General features: G+C 25.5%; 26 protein-coding genes. 13 read left to right on the top strand and 13 right to left on the bottom strand.

What is annotated here, in order from left to right; translation table 4 throughout:
• Positions 1-8: 8 nt before the first annotated feature.
• From MSROBK_RS07155 to MSROBK_RS07125, 7 genes are read right to left on the bottom strand one after another with little or no spacing between them, the layout of a single operon-like run.
• A complete protein-coding gene (locus MSROBK_RS07155) occupies positions 9-1187 on the bottom strand; it encodes a hypothetical protein (protein ID WP_040093766.1) in 1179 nt (392 codons plus the stop codon).
• A 12-nt stretch (positions 1188-1199) separates the two neighbouring features.
• The gene (locus MSROBK_RS07150; protein WP_040093765.1) at positions 1200-2795 is read right to left on the bottom strand and encodes a hypothetical protein; all 1596 of its coding nucleotides are present in this window, start codon (positions 2793-2795) and stop codon (positions 1200-1202) included.
• A 37-nt stretch (positions 2796-2832) separates the two neighbouring features.
• Positions 2833-4065 (bottom strand): hypothetical protein, encoded by a 1233-nt coding sequence (locus MSROBK_RS07145; RefSeq protein ID WP_040093764.1) that lies wholly within the window; start codon positions 4063-4065, stop codon positions 2833-2835.
• 16 nt (positions 4066-4081) lie between these two features.
• Positions 4082-4540, bottom strand: coding sequence for a hypothetical protein (locus tag MSROBK_RS07140; protein WP_040093763.1), 459 nt, complete (start codon positions 4538-4540; stop codon positions 4082-4084).
• Positions 4541-4551: 11 nt separating this feature from the next.
• Positions 4552-4950 carry a hypothetical protein gene (locus MSROBK_RS07135; protein WP_040093762.1) on the bottom strand — a complete coding sequence of 133 codons (399 nt, stop codon included), beginning with the start codon at positions 4948-4950 and terminating at the stop codon, positions 4552-4554.
• On the bottom strand, positions 4931-5422 hold the full coding sequence (locus MSROBK_RS07130; protein ID WP_040093761.1) for a hypothetical protein: 492 nt from the start codon (positions 5420-5422) through the stop codon (positions 4931-4933). Before MSROBK_RS07130 ends, MSROBK_RS07135 begins: the two co-directional genes overlap by 20 nt.
• On the bottom strand, positions 5377-5661 hold the full coding sequence (locus MSROBK_RS07125) for a hypothetical protein (RefSeq protein ID WP_040093760.1): 285 nt from the start codon (positions 5659-5661) through the stop codon (positions 5377-5379). The genes MSROBK_RS07130 and MSROBK_RS07125 overlap by 46 nt, the downstream gene beginning before the upstream one ends.
• 629 nt (positions 5662-6290) lie before the next feature.
• On the opposite strand from MSROBK_RS07125, the gene MSROBK_RS07120 reads away from it, so the two are divergent.
• A complete protein-coding gene (locus tag MSROBK_RS07120; protein WP_040093759.1) occupies positions 6291-6611 on the top strand; it encodes an ATP-binding cassette domain-containing protein in 321 nt (106 codons plus the stop codon).
• Positions 6612-6696: 85 nt separating this feature from the next.
• On the opposite strand, the gene MSROBK_RS13950 is transcribed toward MSROBK_RS07120, so the two are convergent.
• The 3 genes from MSROBK_RS13950 to MSROBK_RS07110 are packed head-to-tail and all read right to left on the bottom strand — an operon-like array spanning position 6697 to position 7857.
• On the bottom strand, positions 6697-7095 hold the full coding sequence (locus tag MSROBK_RS13950; protein WP_242441474.1) for a transposase family protein: 399 nt from the start codon (positions 7093-7095) through the stop codon (positions 6697-6699).
• Positions 7080-7532: an IS5 family transposase gene (locus MSROBK_RS13945; RefSeq protein WP_040092446.1), complete on the bottom strand. Its 453-nt coding sequence runs from the start codon at positions 7530-7532 to the stop codon at positions 7080-7082. Before MSROBK_RS13945 ends, MSROBK_RS13950 begins: the two co-directional genes overlap by 16 nt.
• Positions 7533-7551: 19 nt before the next feature.
• Positions 7552-7857, bottom strand: a complete 306-nt coding sequence (locus MSROBK_RS07110) for an IS5 family transposase (RefSeq protein ID WP_052443524.1) — start codon at positions 7855-7857, stop codon at positions 7552-7554.
• Between the two features lie 68 nt (positions 7858-7925).
• Between MSROBK_RS07110 and MSROBK_RS12255 the strand changes: the two genes are divergently transcribed.
• Positions 7926-8261, top strand: a complete 336-nt coding sequence (locus tag MSROBK_RS12255; RefSeq protein ID WP_084218031.1) for an ATP-binding cassette domain-containing protein — start codon at positions 7926-7928, stop codon at positions 8259-8261.
• Between the two features lie 161 nt (positions 8262-8422).
• On the opposite strand, the gene MSROBK_RS13940 is transcribed toward MSROBK_RS12255, so the two are convergent.
• Together MSROBK_RS13940 and MSROBK_RS13935 are read right to left on the bottom strand one after the other, a co-directional pair.
• Positions 8423-8821 (bottom strand): transposase family protein, encoded by a 399-nt coding sequence (locus tag MSROBK_RS13940; RefSeq protein ID WP_242441474.1) that lies wholly within the window; start codon positions 8819-8821, stop codon positions 8423-8425.
• Entirely contained in the window at positions 8806-9258 is a 453-nt protein-coding gene (locus MSROBK_RS13935; RefSeq protein WP_040092446.1) for an IS5 family transposase, read from the bottom strand. The genes MSROBK_RS13940 and MSROBK_RS13935 overlap by 16 nt, the downstream gene beginning before the upstream one ends.
• Positions 9259-9378: 120 nt before the next feature.
• Here MSROBK_RS13935 and MSROBK_RS12160 point away from each other — a divergent pair, with 120 nt between their 5' ends.
• The 4 genes from MSROBK_RS12160 to MSROBK_RS07085 all read left to right on the top strand — a co-directional run bounded on the left by MSROBK_RS12160 (position 9379) and on the right by MSROBK_RS07085 (position 10878).
• Positions 9379-9501 (top strand): hypothetical protein, encoded by a 123-nt coding sequence (locus tag MSROBK_RS12160; protein WP_258267079.1) that lies wholly within the window; start codon positions 9379-9381, stop codon positions 9499-9501.
• A complete protein-coding gene (locus MSROBK_RS07095; protein ID WP_040093758.1) occupies positions 9491-9991 on the top strand; it encodes a hypothetical protein in 501 nt (166 codons plus the stop codon). Before MSROBK_RS12160 ends, MSROBK_RS07095 begins: the two co-directional genes overlap by 11 nt.
• 187 nt (positions 9992-10178) lie before the next feature.
• Entirely contained in the window at positions 10179-10364 is a 186-nt protein-coding gene (locus tag MSROBK_RS07090) for a hypothetical protein (protein ID WP_133165065.1), read from the top strand.
• Position 10365: 1 nt separating this feature from the next.
• A complete protein-coding gene (locus tag MSROBK_RS07085) occupies positions 10366-10878 on the top strand; it encodes a lipoprotein (protein ID WP_040093757.1) in 513 nt (170 codons plus the stop codon).
• Positions 10879-10895: 17 nt separating this feature from the next.
• Here the strand turns inward: MSROBK_RS07085 and MSROBK_RS11760 are convergent, their stop codons facing one another.
• The gene (locus MSROBK_RS11760) at positions 10896-11069 is read right to left on the bottom strand and encodes a hypothetical protein (RefSeq protein ID WP_227991182.1); all 174 of its coding nucleotides are present in this window, start codon (positions 11067-11069) and stop codon (positions 10896-10898) included.
• Here MSROBK_RS11760 and MSROBK_RS07080 point away from each other — a divergent pair.
• The 7 genes from MSROBK_RS07080 to MSROBK_RS07050 all read left to right on the top strand — a co-directional run bounded on the left by MSROBK_RS07080 (position 11011) and on the right by MSROBK_RS07050 (position 15127).
• A complete protein-coding gene (locus MSROBK_RS07080) occupies positions 11011-11562 on the top strand; it encodes an endo-beta-N-acetylglucosaminidase (RefSeq protein ID WP_227991551.1) in 552 nt (183 codons plus the stop codon). The genes MSROBK_RS11760 and MSROBK_RS07080 overlap by 59 nt on opposite strands.
• A gap of 22 nt (positions 11563-11584) precedes the next feature.
• Positions 11585-11860 carry an IS3 family transposase gene (locus MSROBK_RS07075; protein WP_040093310.1) on the top strand — a complete coding sequence of 92 codons (276 nt, stop codon included), beginning with the start codon at positions 11585-11587 and terminating at the stop codon, positions 11858-11860.
• Positions 11861-11946: 86 nt separating this feature from the next.
• Positions 11947-12153 (top strand): IS3 family transposase, encoded by a 207-nt coding sequence (locus MSROBK_RS07070; protein ID WP_084218027.1) that lies wholly within the window; start codon positions 11947-11949, stop codon positions 12151-12153.
• Positions 12154-12186: 33 nt separating this feature from the next.
• Entirely contained in the window at positions 12187-12693 is a 507-nt protein-coding gene (locus MSROBK_RS07065; RefSeq protein WP_084218025.1) for an IS3 family transposase, read from the top strand.
• A gap of 3 nt (positions 12694-12696) precedes the next feature.
• Entirely contained in the window at positions 12697-13641 is a 945-nt protein-coding gene (locus tag MSROBK_RS07060) for a hypothetical protein (RefSeq protein ID WP_159373225.1), read from the top strand.
• A 6-nt stretch (positions 13642-13647) separates the two neighbouring features.
• Positions 13648-14271 carry a hypothetical protein gene (locus MSROBK_RS07055; protein ID WP_040093754.1) on the top strand — a complete coding sequence of 208 codons (624 nt, stop codon included), beginning with the start codon at positions 13648-13650 and terminating at the stop codon, positions 14269-14271.
• 10 nt (positions 14272-14281) lie between these two features.
• Positions 14282-15127 (top strand): hypothetical protein, encoded by an 846-nt coding sequence (locus tag MSROBK_RS07050; RefSeq protein WP_040093753.1) that lies wholly within the window; start codon positions 14282-14284, stop codon positions 15125-15127.
• Positions 15128-15272 lie beyond the last annotated feature (145 nt).

Below are 15272 nucleotides of genomic sequence, written 5' to 3'. Positions count from 1 at the left end.
TCTCCTTCCTAACTTACTTTTTTTCTTTCAATATACAATCCTTTAATTTCAACACTATTTGATATTGATGATAATTTAAACTCACCTTCAGGAAATAATTGAATGGTAATTCAACCACTTGGATTATTTCCATATGATATTCCACTTGCTAATTGACCTTTAAAATTTATATGCGTAATTATATATAGTTCTATCTCAAGCGTTGTATAACACCATAAACGATAATAATATTCTGACTTATTAAAATTTTTAATTTTATATCCTTTAGAATCTTGAACAAAATCACTAGTATTAACAACTTCTCAATCATTTGGTATTTTAGGTAAATCTTTTTTCTGTAAATAAAATTTATCAATATATTTAGTAGTACCAAAGGTATCATCTGTACTCTCAATTCCTGCAACACCACCATCGATAACATCATAATTCGCAACTATTTTACTTCCACCAAAACTAGGGTCTCAAATTCTTAATTCCCCTGTTTCAACATTAAAATCAGCATTATTATTTTTACTGGCGTTTGACATTAAAGTAATTTTATTTTGTTTTAAATCTGAAACTTCAATTTTTCCATCATCATTTTTAATGATAGTTTTATTATCAAATGGAACATTTATTTCATTATTGTTATTTTTAACAATACTTTTATTGTCAATCTTAATTTTTTCTTTTTCTATTAAAGCATCAACTTCTAATTGTGTATAATATGCTTCTAAATCTATCATTGTTAAATCAATATCTTCTTTTTGAAAAGTACGAAACATTTTCTTTAAAGTTGTTAAATTAGCCAATGATTTTGCATAAGTAGGCAATAGACATTGTCATGTTGCCATAGGGTCATTTTGTGAAGAATAATTAATATCACCAACACTCATATTTGCCGAAGTAAAAAACTCAATTGGAATGCGGTTAAATGTTCAATGTTCAATCGTAATAAACACCATATTAATACAAATTTTCTTTAATAATGGGTCTTTAAATGTTTCAAACTTTAATTTTGAAAATGGATAGTTTAAATATGAATTAATCATATTTTGGGCTCTTAAAGCAAATGTTTTAAATCATAACCCTACATCACCTTTAAAGAACTTATTATAACGAACTGGAACTTGTGTAATTTTACCTGTCATTGGAATAAAATTATTATAATTTTCCAAAGTAACATTTTGTCATAATTCATTTAACATTTAATCATCTCCTTACCATTTACTTTTTTTAGAATATATTTTCTTTGATATAAATTTTTTACTATTTAGTAATGTTTTTGTTTTAATTGTTTTGTTTAAATCTTGTTTTGTTCTTAGTTGTTTGTATGTTTGAAATACTAGTCCATTACCCAATAAACTAGTAATCGCACTATCTTCTAGCGTATTTAACAATTTATCTTTATTAAAATGATTTTTAAATTGTTCTTGCAATTTTAATATCTTAGCAATAGTCCGATATATTTTATAACTATCTTTTACTACTTGTTGATAAGCAAGTGGAGCAAAAGAAACTAAATTAAACAAAATTGTTTTTTTAAATCCTCAACCAATAAACCACTCGCTGTTCATATAGAATTTAAACGGTTCAGTGGATAAAACAAACTGTTCTGCTTTTATTAAAGTTGTCATAACAACAATTGGAACATACTGAGGATTTTTATAATATATTGTTAACGCAACTTCGCCCGCAACTGATAAAGGAACAATTTTTACTGCTAAAAAAACATCAGAACCATAAGCAAAGGGTAATAATTGTCCTTTTTGAATAGCCTTAGTTTCAAATTTAGACAATATTTTTTTAGTTTGCTCAGTAATTTTATTAATTACTTTTTGTTTAATTGTAATTATTTGTTTTTCAATGGGGGCTAATAATTTTTTAGTTACTTTTTGAATATAAAAATTTGGGTTTAAATGATTTAAAATTTTATTTAATTTAATTGGTGTTTGGTGCAAGATATTTAATAATTTATTATTATATATTTTACTGCCCCGCATTAAATTAGCATTTAATAGTAGGTTTTTACCAACACCTTTTTTATGAAGATTAGCCATAATGTTATATCATTCATTAGTACTAATTTTGCTTATTTTATCAATATTTAACCCATATTCAGACAATCATTTATTAGCATTTTTTTCATTTACGCGTGATATTTTTTGAACTAATTTAGGGCTTATTTTTTGAATATTTTTTTCAATTTTTAATAAATTATTAATTGTTTCTAAATTAGAAACTTTAAAACCCTTATAAAAATCATTTCGTGCTAATTTACCAATTGTATATAATAAAGTTTCATTATTAGCCTGCTTTGTAAAATCAAATATTAATTTATCAGATAAAATCTTTTTACCTGTAACTTGCCCTACAACATCTTCTAAATTATTAGCAGTTATTACACCTATTTTTTCAAGTAGTTTAGTTTCTTTTGCTAATTTTAAAATTCTAGTTGTTCGAGCAGCACGCGTTAATTTACCAACTCCACCAATTGCTGGTAACAAATTTAAGGCAGTACTTTTTGTTGTCACTTCTGAGGTTAATTTATCATATATTTGATTTACAGCAAAATCAGTTGCTGTTTCTACTCCAAATGAGATAAATGCTGCGGCAAAATTAGATAATCCTGCTCCTAATCCAACGGCTGAAGCAATACCACCAGTTAAAACTGATAAACCAAGGGCTAAAACTTGAATTCCTAAAAATTCTAATAACTGTAAACCAAAACTTTTTTGTTTTTGCTGTGTAGATAATCTGGTCGGAGTTTTTTTAACAGCATAAATAAGAGCAGTTTTGCTTGTTCCTATGGACATAATTTATAAACCAAAAAAGTACTATTTTTTAGTACTATTAAGAATTTTTAATTTCTGTCTCAATTATTTTTGTTTGACCTGTAGCGTTGTTTTTACCTTTAATTACAACTTCAATAATTTTATTGTTTGTAATATCAATTGGTCAGTCTTCACCCTTTGGTGTAATAGAATAATTAAAATCATTTTCTGTTAAAGAATTATTTATTGCTTTTACGGCTTTTAGAATAACATCTTTAAATTGTGGTTTTAATCATCCCTCACTAGCGTCTTTGGGGTCTGATATACTAATGGTTGGTTTATCTAATTTATGAATTTTACTAATATCAGTTTTAACAGTAACAAACGTGTGTTTGATAATTCCTTTCGGTTCAATTACGGCGCCACCCAAATATAAAACACGTTCCATAATCAAAGTATTACCCATTCCAGTACCTAAGGCCGCAGCACCAACCCTTAATGGAGTATGGTCTTTTTTTCGTAAAATAAGCGGGTCATATTTTTTACTAAACTTAAAGGCAATTGCATTAACATCATCAGGTAATAGGCTAATTGTTCCTTCTGAGCCATCTTTATTAATAATTGGTAATTTTTTAGGAACCATATAGTATGTTGTTCCTTCAACAGTTTTCATTGCTCCACTTGTTGAAATTACGCTATTTATTTGGTCGTTTGCTCCAAGTTGTAACTGTAATTTATTACGAATTCCACGAATAAAATCAGCCGAACCCAATACAACTGTTTCTGATGGAGTAAAACCATTTTCATATATTTTATCCATAATTTCATCGTGGATTTGTAAAGCGTTTGTATCATCTGCTTTTTTACCTTGAATAGTTGTAATAGCTCCTTTATTAATAATTTCTAAAATTTTATTTCTTTTATAAGCAACCTCCGTATCCATTGCTTGCTCAATATCGGCCGCTCAAAGATTAGGATTAAAATCACTTTCTACGGGGTCTAATTTACGAGCAAAAGTTAAAATTGTATCTAATTCAACAATTCCATCTTCAAATTCTACTGTTGAGTATTTTAATAAATTATCATCAGTATTAAATAATTGTCCTTCATTTCCTATACCTTCATTGTATTTAATATTTTTCTTTTTTTTATATGTTAAACCAAATTTATTGGCCTCTTTTCACGCAAATAAAGCTTCTCAACTAAATTTTTGTTGATAAGTTTGTAAATATCATTGTTCAAATGTTTCTCTATCTCGTTGTGTTGCTTGATTAGCAATATATCCGAAAATTCTTTGTGGGTTTTGTGCCATAATTTATTCCTTCTTTCTATTTATTAAATACATTATCTGTATCTAAAATATTGTTTTCTTTGTTTTCTACTTTTGGTACGCCACCAGTATTAACTGTTTGTACCTTAATTAATTCATCATAAACATTTTGCAATTGTGCTTTAATGATTTCAATATCACCACTAATATCATAAGATTTTAGTAAGATATTTTTAAATTCTTCATTATCAGTTAAAGAATTAATAAAATCAATTACTTCAATTTGTTTTAATTGAATTGTTTGTTGTTCAATTTGTGAAGTTAATTCAGTATTTTTTGTTTGTAGTTCGTTGATTTGCAGATTATTATTTTCTAAATTACTTGCATTAAATTCTTCAACTTCAGAAGTATTTTCTAAAATAATTTCAGCAGTTTTAATATCTAAACTACCATCTTCATTTTTAATAGGTTCATTATTTTCATTAATAAGAACATATTTTACATTTTTTAATTCCATTGTTTTTCCTCCTAATTTTTAATATTTGTATTTGTTCTTTTTCTAATTGCTTTTTTTATAATTTCAAAACTATCTACTCTAAAAGACAAAAAATAGCGTTTAGTTTTTATATTTAACTGATTAAATACTGAGCCTTTAATTTTTATCTCATCATCTTTTTTTAATTTCAAAAACTCAGTTAAAATATAGGGATTATATATTGATAATGTTGAGTAATTTAATCCGTCTCATTGACATTTAGCAGAACAAGCATCAACTTCAACGCCACCAGCAACCAGTGCTTTAATTTTTGTTTTAATAGGATTTTCATGCAATCTAACAGTTAATTCCAATTTATTAATCTTTTTATTTTTTATTTTAGTTTTATTAGTTACTGATGTTTTAGATAAATTATTTTTTATTTGCTGCATTAATAAGACCCCCTTTTGCTAAAAAATATTGTAGATGTTTTCATGCATCATATTTATGCTCAGTCATTTTAATATTTCCTTTATAAAGATAATTTTTCTTAACAACTGGCGATTGTAAAATATAATTTAAATTAAATAGATATTTACATAAAACTTTTAAACCACCAATGAATTTGGGCGTAGATAATGGATTTGTTATTTTTAATCCCTTACGCAGTTGATAATCTTCAATTATTACAATAACTTTATTTAAATAAGAACAGGTTTGATTTTTAAATTTATTCAATATTAAATAGATATTATTTATTGCTTCTTCTTCAGAGTTAGAATGAAAAGTAATATTATTCATTATTTTCTTTTGCAAAACATTATAAATAATAATCCCAGTTTTCCCAATTCCGGCAGGATCAATTGCAATAATATATTTTAAATTATTTGTTTGATTTTTTTCTCAATTTGTAATATTTTTCAACCCTCGGCAGCCAAATCTAAAATGTCATTAATTTTGTAATGTTGCATATATGAATTAATAACATCTCATTTATTTTCAAATAAGTTTAAATACATTTTTGCTCATTCTAAACATTGTAAATCATAATGATTTTTGTGATGCAAAATACGACAATTAATAAGGTTACAATTAACTCAATCAAACGAAGTTGTAATTTCATTTCAAGTTTTATTAATATATTTACTTTTATATTCTTGCATAATATTTCATTCCTTTCTTTTTATTTTGTTAAATAAACAGAAAACCCCTTTGTTTGTTAATATTTTTTGATATTTAGTAAGAATATTTATATTTTGATTTAATTAGCTTAATTCGCCACCACCCACCACCGAAGTGAGGTGGAAGGCGATACTAAAACTTTATATTTAAACAGAGTTTATCCCCCCAACGGAAGTAAAACAAATTTACCCAGTTATTAATTACGCTTCATCCATCCCTAGACAACTTTATATAAAGAAAACAACCTTTTGCAGTTCCAACCCTCTTGTTTTTTAGTGTCAGATATTGTTTTTTTCGGTTTAACAGCACTCTTTTTATGAAAACAAGCAAAAAACACGCGCTCTGACATTTCACAAGGGATTAATCTTGTCGAAAATTAAAGAAATAAATAGGAGTAAATCCAATCGCTTTCACACTTTCTTTAAAGCTTCGTGCCATAGATGGGTTGTCCATCTTTAAGCATCAAAATATTAAATTTTAAGTGCTGCATTATTCATCGGATAATACCTTTATTGAAAGGATTTATAAAAAATATCGTTTATTTTGTGTAGGGAAAACAGAATTTAATCTGTTTTTATGATAAAAGTTCTAAATTTAAAGATACTATCCGATGAATAATGCAAATAAATTTGTGTTTTTTAATATAAAAATAAAAAAACACTTTATTTTTCATAAAATGTTGCATTTGGTTTACAATTTACAAGATATTAATTTAGAGATTAAAGAAAGTGAATCAGTTGCTTTTTTAGGAGCAAATGGGAGTGGAAAAACAACTTTAGTTGAAATTATTTCTGGTGTTTTAAAACCTTCAACTGGTAAGGTAATGTTTGTTAATGATAAATATGAAAAGATTAGACTTCTTGCATTACTTGTTAAAAAATTGCAAATATTTGTAAAAAAGATACTAATAGAAAAATATAATTTTAATTAATTATGTTTTTTATTTAAAAATTTAATATTTTTCCACAACGAAAAATTAATTTATTATTTAAATTATTTAATTTTAAATAAATATTTTATGTTAAATATAATAATTGTAAATTATAAATTGAGGCAATTAAATTAAATCTTAAACCAAATCTTTTTCTTCGATTACGATATTTTTCTGTAATAATTTTAAATTTTTTAAGAATAGCAAAAATATTTTCAATAATAATTCTCATTTTTGAAACTAGTCTATTATATTGCTTTTGTTCTTTGTTTAAAGGGTTTTTCTTTGTTTTCTTTGTAGGTATTAGAACATTATTGTGATTTTTTTGTATTCCTTGATAACCACTATCAACTATTAATTTGGTATTTTTTAAAATTGGGATTTTTGATTCTTTAAATAAAGCATAATCATGTTTTTTTCCGAGCGAAAAACTTGTTGCAATAATTTTTTTGGTTTCTTGTTCGATAATTACTTGTGTTTTGATCGTGTGTTTTTTCTTTTTACCAGAATAAGATTGTTTTTGTCTTTTTTTGGGCGTTGGATTGGAGTTTCGGTAGCATCAATAATAATAGTTTTATCATTAAAATAATCATTTATTAGTGCTTTTTTACCAGCAAGTTGTTGAAAATCAGAGTTTTTAATTAAAATATCTTCAATTCACTTAATATTACGATAACAATTAGCCTCACTAATATCAAAACTTTTACCAAGATGAAAATAAGTCTGATATTCTCGTCAATATAATAAAGTCATCAATAATCTATTTTCTAATGATAATTTATTAGTTTTACCACCTTTTTTAAATTTTTCTATTTCAGCAACTTTTAAAATATCTAACATTTTATTAAAAGTGGATTTTTTTATTCCTGTTAATCTTAACCATTCTCTATCATTAAGAGTATTAAATTTATTATTGTTCATATTTTTATGTCCTCATAAATTATATTTTATAATAATATTTTAATAAAAATGGTATCGCAAGAAGTCTAATATTACGATAACAATTAGCCTCACTAATATCAAAACTTTTACCAAGATGAAAATAAGTCTGATATTCTCGTCAATATAATAAAGTCATCAATAATCTATTTTCTAATGATAATTTATTAGTTTTACCACCTTTTTTAAATTTTTCTATTTCAGCAACTTTTAAAATATCTAACATTTTATTAAAAGTGGATTTTTTTATTCCTGTTAATCTTAACCATTCTCTATCATTAAGAGTATTAAATTTATTATTGTTCATATTTTTATGTCCTCATAAATTATATTTTATAATAATATTTTAATAAAAAAGGGTATCGCAAGAAGTATATTAAAAAAACAATTGGAGTACAATTTCAAGATGGCTATTGACCATCAGGAACAACCCCAATTGATTTAATTAAATTTTATAAAGGACGTGGTTATTTAACAACTTTAGAGGGACAAACATTAATTGATGCTTTTGAGTTGAAGAATTTGTTGAAGAAAGAAATTTCATCTTTGTCTGGTGGGCAACGTCAACGTTTTAATTGTTTTTTATCAATTCTAAATGATCCAGAAATTCTTGTTTTAGATGAATTAGTTACAGGGTTGGATTTAAAAATGCAAATTAAACTTGTTAATTTCTTAAAAAGGTGAAAAGACGAAAAAAAATTAATTTATTAGACTTCTTGCATTACTTGTTAAAAAATTGCAAATATTTGTAAAAAAGATACTAATAGAAAAATATAATTTTAATTAATTATGTTTTTTATTTAAAAATTTAATATTTTTCCACAACGAAAAATTAATTTATTATTTAAATTATTTAATTTTAAATAAATATTTTATGTTAAATATAATAATTGTAAATTATAAATTGAGGCAATTAAATTAAATCTTAAACCAAATCTTTTTCTTCGATTACGATATTTTTCTGTAATAATTTTAAATTTTTTAAGAATAGCAAAAATATTTTCAATAATAATTCTCATTTTTGAAACTAGTCTATTATATTGCTTTTGTTCTTTGTTTAAAGGGTTTTTCTTTGTTTTCTTTGTAGGTATTAGAACATTATTGTGATTTTTTTGTATTCCTTGATAACCACTATCAACTATTAATTTGGTATTTTTTAAAATTGGGATTTTTGATTCTTTAAATAAAGCATAATCATGTTTTTTTCCGAGCGAAAAACTTGTTGCAATAATTTTTTTGGTTTCTTGTTCGATAATTACTTGTGTTTTGATCGTGTGTTTTTTCTTTTTACCAGAATAAGATTGTTTTTGTCTTTTTTTGGGCGTTGGATTGGAGTTTCGGTAGCATCAATAATAATAGTTTTATCATTAAAATAATCATTTATTAGTGCTTTTTTACCAGCAAGTTGTTGAAAATCAGAGTTTTTAATTAAAATATCTTCAATTCACTTAATATTACGATAACAATTAGCCTCACTAATATCAAAACTTTTACCAAGATGAAAATAAGTCTGATATTCTCGTCAATATAATAAAGTCATCAATAATCTATTTTCTAATGATAATTTATTAGTTTTACCACCTTTTTTAAATTTTTCTATTTCAGCAACTTTTAAAATATCTAACATTTTATTAAAAGTGGATTTTTTTATTCCTGTTAATCTTAACCATTCTCTATCATTAAGAGTATTAAATTTATTATTGTTCATATTTTTATGTCCTCATAAATTATATTTTATAATAATATTTTAATAAAAAAGGGTATCGCAAGAGGTCTATTAATTGTTTCACATACACCAGAAGAAGTTGAATTACTTTGTGATCGTGTTTTGCTTTTAAAAGATGGTGAAATTTATAGTGACCAGCCAATTACAGAAATTATTAAAAATAATGGTAGTTTACGGAAAATGTTAGTTAATTATTTTGAAGATGTTGCTGGATATGAATCATAAAATCCAGTTTAATCTTAAACCATTATTTTCAAAATTAAATAAAACTAATAATTTATTGTTTAAAACTATTTTTACAAATCCTCGCACATATATGTTTGTTTTTCTTTTTTCCGTTATTTTGTCCGCCATTTGTTCATGGTTTTGAAATACTTATAGTTATTATGCTGTTTTACCACCAGTTTTAATTAGTTTTTTGTCCGTTTCGGTTTTTACTAGTAGTTTTTATTTAGGAATTTATTTATTAGAATGACGAAAAAAGAACTTTTTAAAACGAATTAAACTAATTAATTTAACAGAATATAATGTTATTTTTGTTATTTTTTTATTAAATTTAACATTATCAATAATGTCAATCTTATTAAATATTGCGTTATATAATTTGTATGCTTTAATTCCAATTTTTGGATTTAGAATGGCGTTATTGTCAAATATTAAGCCATTCATTTGAGTTTTATATTTTTTTGGAATTATTTTGTTTACTTTTTTTTAACTATTTTGTATGTTTTTTAGCAACCGCATTGTCAAGTCGTAATTTGTCATTTGCAATCTTAGCCATTGTTACCTTATTTTTTATTATTTTTTCAGATGTAATAATTCAGCCGACAATTACTAATCATCATTGATTTTTTATTATCATTGGCTACTTGTGCCCAGCCAAATACTTTATTTGATTTAATATGCTAATTACATCTTATCAGTTTATGGATCCGTTAGGAATTAATCAAATTATCCAGGACTATAATACGGTTTCTTTTATTACATTTACTAATCTTTGACAACCATTACTGGGGATGGTTGTTTTTACTGGTTTATTTGGATACTTGGCAAAACATTGTTTTAACTGGGGAATGAAAGGAAAATAGGATGAAAAAAATATTTACTTATTTGGGGTTATTTACATTAATAACACCCCCCGTTACTTTAACTGTTGCTTGTACGATTGGAAATCTTGATGGCAGTAGTTATTTAAAAAGTTTACCTAATTTTAATTGAGAGAGTTCAGAATATGGTGATGGTCTTTTATTTAATAATCAAAATTCACAAAATATTTTAAATCATAAAAGTGATCAAGTTGATTTAGGAACCGTTAATCCTCAATATTTAAATTCGTATTTAGATTATTCAAAATTTAGTACCGGATTTAAATGGGATCAAAATATTCGGAAACAAGCGGTAACTGGTGTACCATTAAACAAAGGTTTTATGCCAAATGGTAATTATTTAGCTGATTTTGGAATTACTTCAGCTGCCCAAAAGTACTTACGCCTTAATTCAATTTTAAATTGAGATCCAGCAACAGATTATGATGCAAAATATAATCAAGGGCAAATCCCATTACAACAGCGAACTTTTGTTGCAACGGTTAATTCAAAATAACAAAATCAGAATGTTAATTATAATCAGTTAGGATTTTCGTCACGAAAACATCGGACTTTTGATAATACAATTGTTGGTACAAAAAATCCTTTTGAAAATACTAACTTAAACTGACAATATGTAAATGAATTTATTAATTGATCAGGTTCATGATTTGAAGGATCAATCATCCCACCGCCTGCTGATGTCATTGATGCAGCTCATATTAATGGAACCCCAATTTATGGTAATGTTTTTTTAGATGGTTATCATGGGTTAACTCGAGAAATGTTAAAAGATTTTTTAGCGCGTAATGCTGATGGAACATATAAAATTGTTGATATCTTAATTAAAATTGCAAAATATAATGGTTTTGATGGATGGTTTATTAATAATGAAGCAAATGGGAGTTTTCTAAATGGAACCATTTTAGATTATAATGAAATGTATCAAATTTTAAAAGAATTTAATTATAAGGTTGGGATCGCCACTGACCCAGATGTTAAAAAATTACAAATAATATATTATCGAAATGATGCAACTGTTTCAAAAAGTGCAACTGGTTATGATGATGTAGAAACGGTTAAAATGACAACAACTGGTTATCCACGAAATGGGGTTATTACCCCAACACAAGTACAATTAAATTTTGGATGGGTTAAGATAAATTGGACAACAATAATGTGGAGTAAGGATTATAATTAAATTAATAAATGGAGGTGTAATTATGGCAAAGAATCATTATACCGATGAATTTAAACAACAAATTGTTAGTCTTTATAAAACAGGTAAAACAGCAAAACAATTGTCCAGTGACTATCAGGTCGGTAAATCAACAGTTTGAAAATGAATTCATGAATTCAATAATTCTGGTTCATTTAAAGCAAAAGATAATCGAAGCCCAGAAGAAAATGAACTAATTCATCTAAGAAAAGAAATTAAACAATTACGAATGGAAAATGATATTTTAAAGCAAGCCACACTGATAATAGGCAAAAAATAGTAATTATTAAAAACAACAAAGAAAAATATGCAATTACTAATTTATGCAAAACACTAAAAGTTCCTAGATCAACGTTTTATTATCAATTGAAATCAAATAATCCTAAATCAAACCATACTATTGATAATGCTGTTATCAGTATTTTCTTAAAAAGTCGTAAAAATTATGGCACAAGAAAAATTAAAGTTATGTTAGCACAACAAAATATTTTATTATCACGAATAAAAATTAGTAAAATAATGCAAAGATATAACTTAATTTCCAATTATACAAAACTTAAATATAAACATTAAAGTAACAAAAACGCTACATACAAATATCATAATTTGTTAAATCAAGAATTTAATAATTATAAACTACATGAAGTTGTTGTCAGTAATTTAACACAAGTTGCTATCAATAGCAAATGATATTATGTGTGCTTTCTAATTGATTTATTTAATCGTGAAGTTATTGGTTATGATGTTAGTTTTCATAAAGATGCCAAATTAGTTGAAAATACTTTTAAAAAGCTTAGTTTTTCTTTAGATAATATTAAAATATTTCATACTGATCAAGGAAGCGAATTTAATAACAATATCATTTACAATCTTTTAGCTAAAAACAATGTTGCAAAATCTTATAGTAAACCAGGCTGTCCTTATGATAATGCTGTTTCTGAATCAACCTATAAAATTTTAAAAACAGAATTAATTAAAAACAGAAAATTTAAAAATATTGAACAATTTAAATTAGAATTATTTGACTATGTTAATTGATACAATAATGTACGAATTCACAGCAAATTAAATTATTTAACACCAATTGAATATAAAAATCTTTACTCTACATAAAATTTGTCCAAAAAACCCTTGCCATTCCATTTTGGAGAAACACCAGATAAAACGAGAGCCTTTTTAAAAGAAAATCCAAATTACCATCCATCGGATTTGTATACAATGATTGTTGAATGATCAAATGCAAAATATTGTGGGACATATGATTTTCGCCAGTTAGCTTATGCTTTATCAGCTACGAGTGGCCGACCAACATTTGATCCAAATGTTTATACAAGTTTTTCATCATATATGGATAGTGGGACTTCTATTTTTGGAAACTATGCTTATAATTGAATTAAAAAACAAGCCTTTCATGATGAAGCAAGAGCCTTTCTATTTGCAACACAGGTTTCAAATTTATTTAATATGATTCATTACTCAGGAACAAATATGTTTATTAGTGATAAAGATAAGGGTTTACAAGCAAATAGGTTATGCAATGATTATACTAAGTTAGATCCCAAGGTTGATTTCATCGCATCAGCATTTGCAGCTGATCCACGCATTAAAGTAAACAATAAGGGACCAATTAATGATTTTCTTAAACAAAATATTTATGATTACGAATCAAATAATGGTTATAATTCAACTAGTTTTGGGGTTGGTAGTTTAGTACAAGAAAGAACAACATTATTTGATGAAAATCAAATTTTAAATAAATCAACTAATTTTTCAATGGGGAGTGGAATTAAGTTTGTTGATCGTGATGAACAAGGAAATGCTGTTGTAGCAAATGATTATCCTTGAACAAACCGCCGATTAACAGATGTTCTTCCAACTTATCAATGGAAAATTTATGATGAAACAAAAAAGGAACAGCCTCTAAATATTAATGATATTACTGGGATGTATGATTACGATAATGTTTATAAAAAAGGAAATTCAATTGTGATTGGTAGTGGTTTTGATGGTTTAGGAAAAGTTTTATCAGCGAAATGAGATCAAACCAAAGTTTATTACTAAGATATTATGGGAACTAATTTAAGTAGTAATCAACATCAAGTTAGTTTTATTTATTATGATGGTTCAAATAATAACAGTAATGCTGAAGTTAACTTTTGAATTACAACAACTAATCAAACAACAGGAGCATCATCGGGGCAAACTTTTAGCCCAACCAAAACGGAAAAATTAAAAGATGGGTGAGTAAAAATTTCATTTGATTTAAACCACATTGAAAATGTTAAGAAAACAAATCGGATTTCAAAAATTGGTTTACAAATTCGACCACAAACCAAGAATTTTAAATTTAATGTTGGTGAATTTAACATTGCAACTGCGACAAATCAGCAAACCAATAGTGTTGATATTACTAATCCAGGAGTTGAATATGCCATTAAACGACATAATTTAACTAAGGAATGATTTAACCTTCGTTTTAGTTGAAAAAGTCAAAATGTAAATAATCTTAATTATTATGCAATATATTATTTTGCAGATAATAAATGATATCGAGTTGGTGAAACAACACAAAATTATTATTTTTTAAAAAATTTAACAAGTACTCAGCAAATAATTCAGTTGATGATTAAACCCGTTTATAATGATAACATTGCTACGACAGGTTTTGTCTTTAATGTTCGGGTATCATAAGGAGGCATTGATGAAAATTAGTCAAAATTATAAGATGTTTAATCGTTGTATTAGTTATATGTTTAAAACGATTTTAAAAACATCACGAACGTATATTTATATGGTTGTTGCCCCAATTATTTTAATTACTTTTGTTTATTTCTTTTGATATCAACAAATGTTAAAAACAAGTCGTTATATTATGATTTCATCATTTACTCTAATTCCTGCTTTGTTTTTGTTATTTCTAGGTTCATTTATCATTTGTGAATGACGAGATTCGGTTTTTTTAAAATATTTAAAAAATTTTGGTTTAAATAAACTTCAGTTTATGGCAGCTTTATTAATTGTTTTATTTACGATTACTTTTGCTATTATTTGGTTAATAGTGTGTTATTTATTCTTAATTGACTTAACCCATCAAGAGCATATTGTTCAAAATTGATTTAATTTTATTACATTATTTTCACAATGATTTGGTTGACTTTTTGGCATTATTTTAAATATTTTAATAATGTTCTTCTTAGCGCTTTTAGTTGCTGGTTCATTAAAAAATATTTACATTGTGCAAACGATTAATATCTTAATTTTTATTTTTTCGTTATTGTTCGGTGATTTTTTAATTGATTTATCGTATGCAACAACACCAGCAATTATCATTGGTTATTTTATTCCACAAAAATATATTACTTGAATTGTTTATATATTTTACACACAAAGTAATTATAATTCGAATGGGTTTTTCTTAATTGTCCCTTCTGTTGATCGGAACTTAGCATTTACATCAATTTACCAACCAATTTTTGGAACTTTAATTTTTATTAGTACAATTAGTGTTGGTTCATACTTTGCTTTTGTCACTAGATTTAAAAGGTAGGGTTTACTGGTTTTTACCAGTAAACCCTTATTTATTTAACCTTTATTACTGAAACCTTTTTTGCTTCAGAAAATTACTTTCTTTTTTAAAGAAAGGTTTTTATTATGGTAAAGTTAACAAAACAAGATCGAAAAAGGACATTAAA

The sequence above is a fragment of the Spiroplasma poulsonii genome (genome assembly GCF_009866525.1).
In the GTDB taxonomy this organism is placed as follows: domain Bacteria; phylum Bacillota_I; class Bacilli_A; order Mycoplasmatales; family Mycoplasmataceae; genus Spiroplasma; species Spiroplasma poulsonii.
This window is presented reverse-complemented; position numbering and strand designations above follow the sequence as displayed.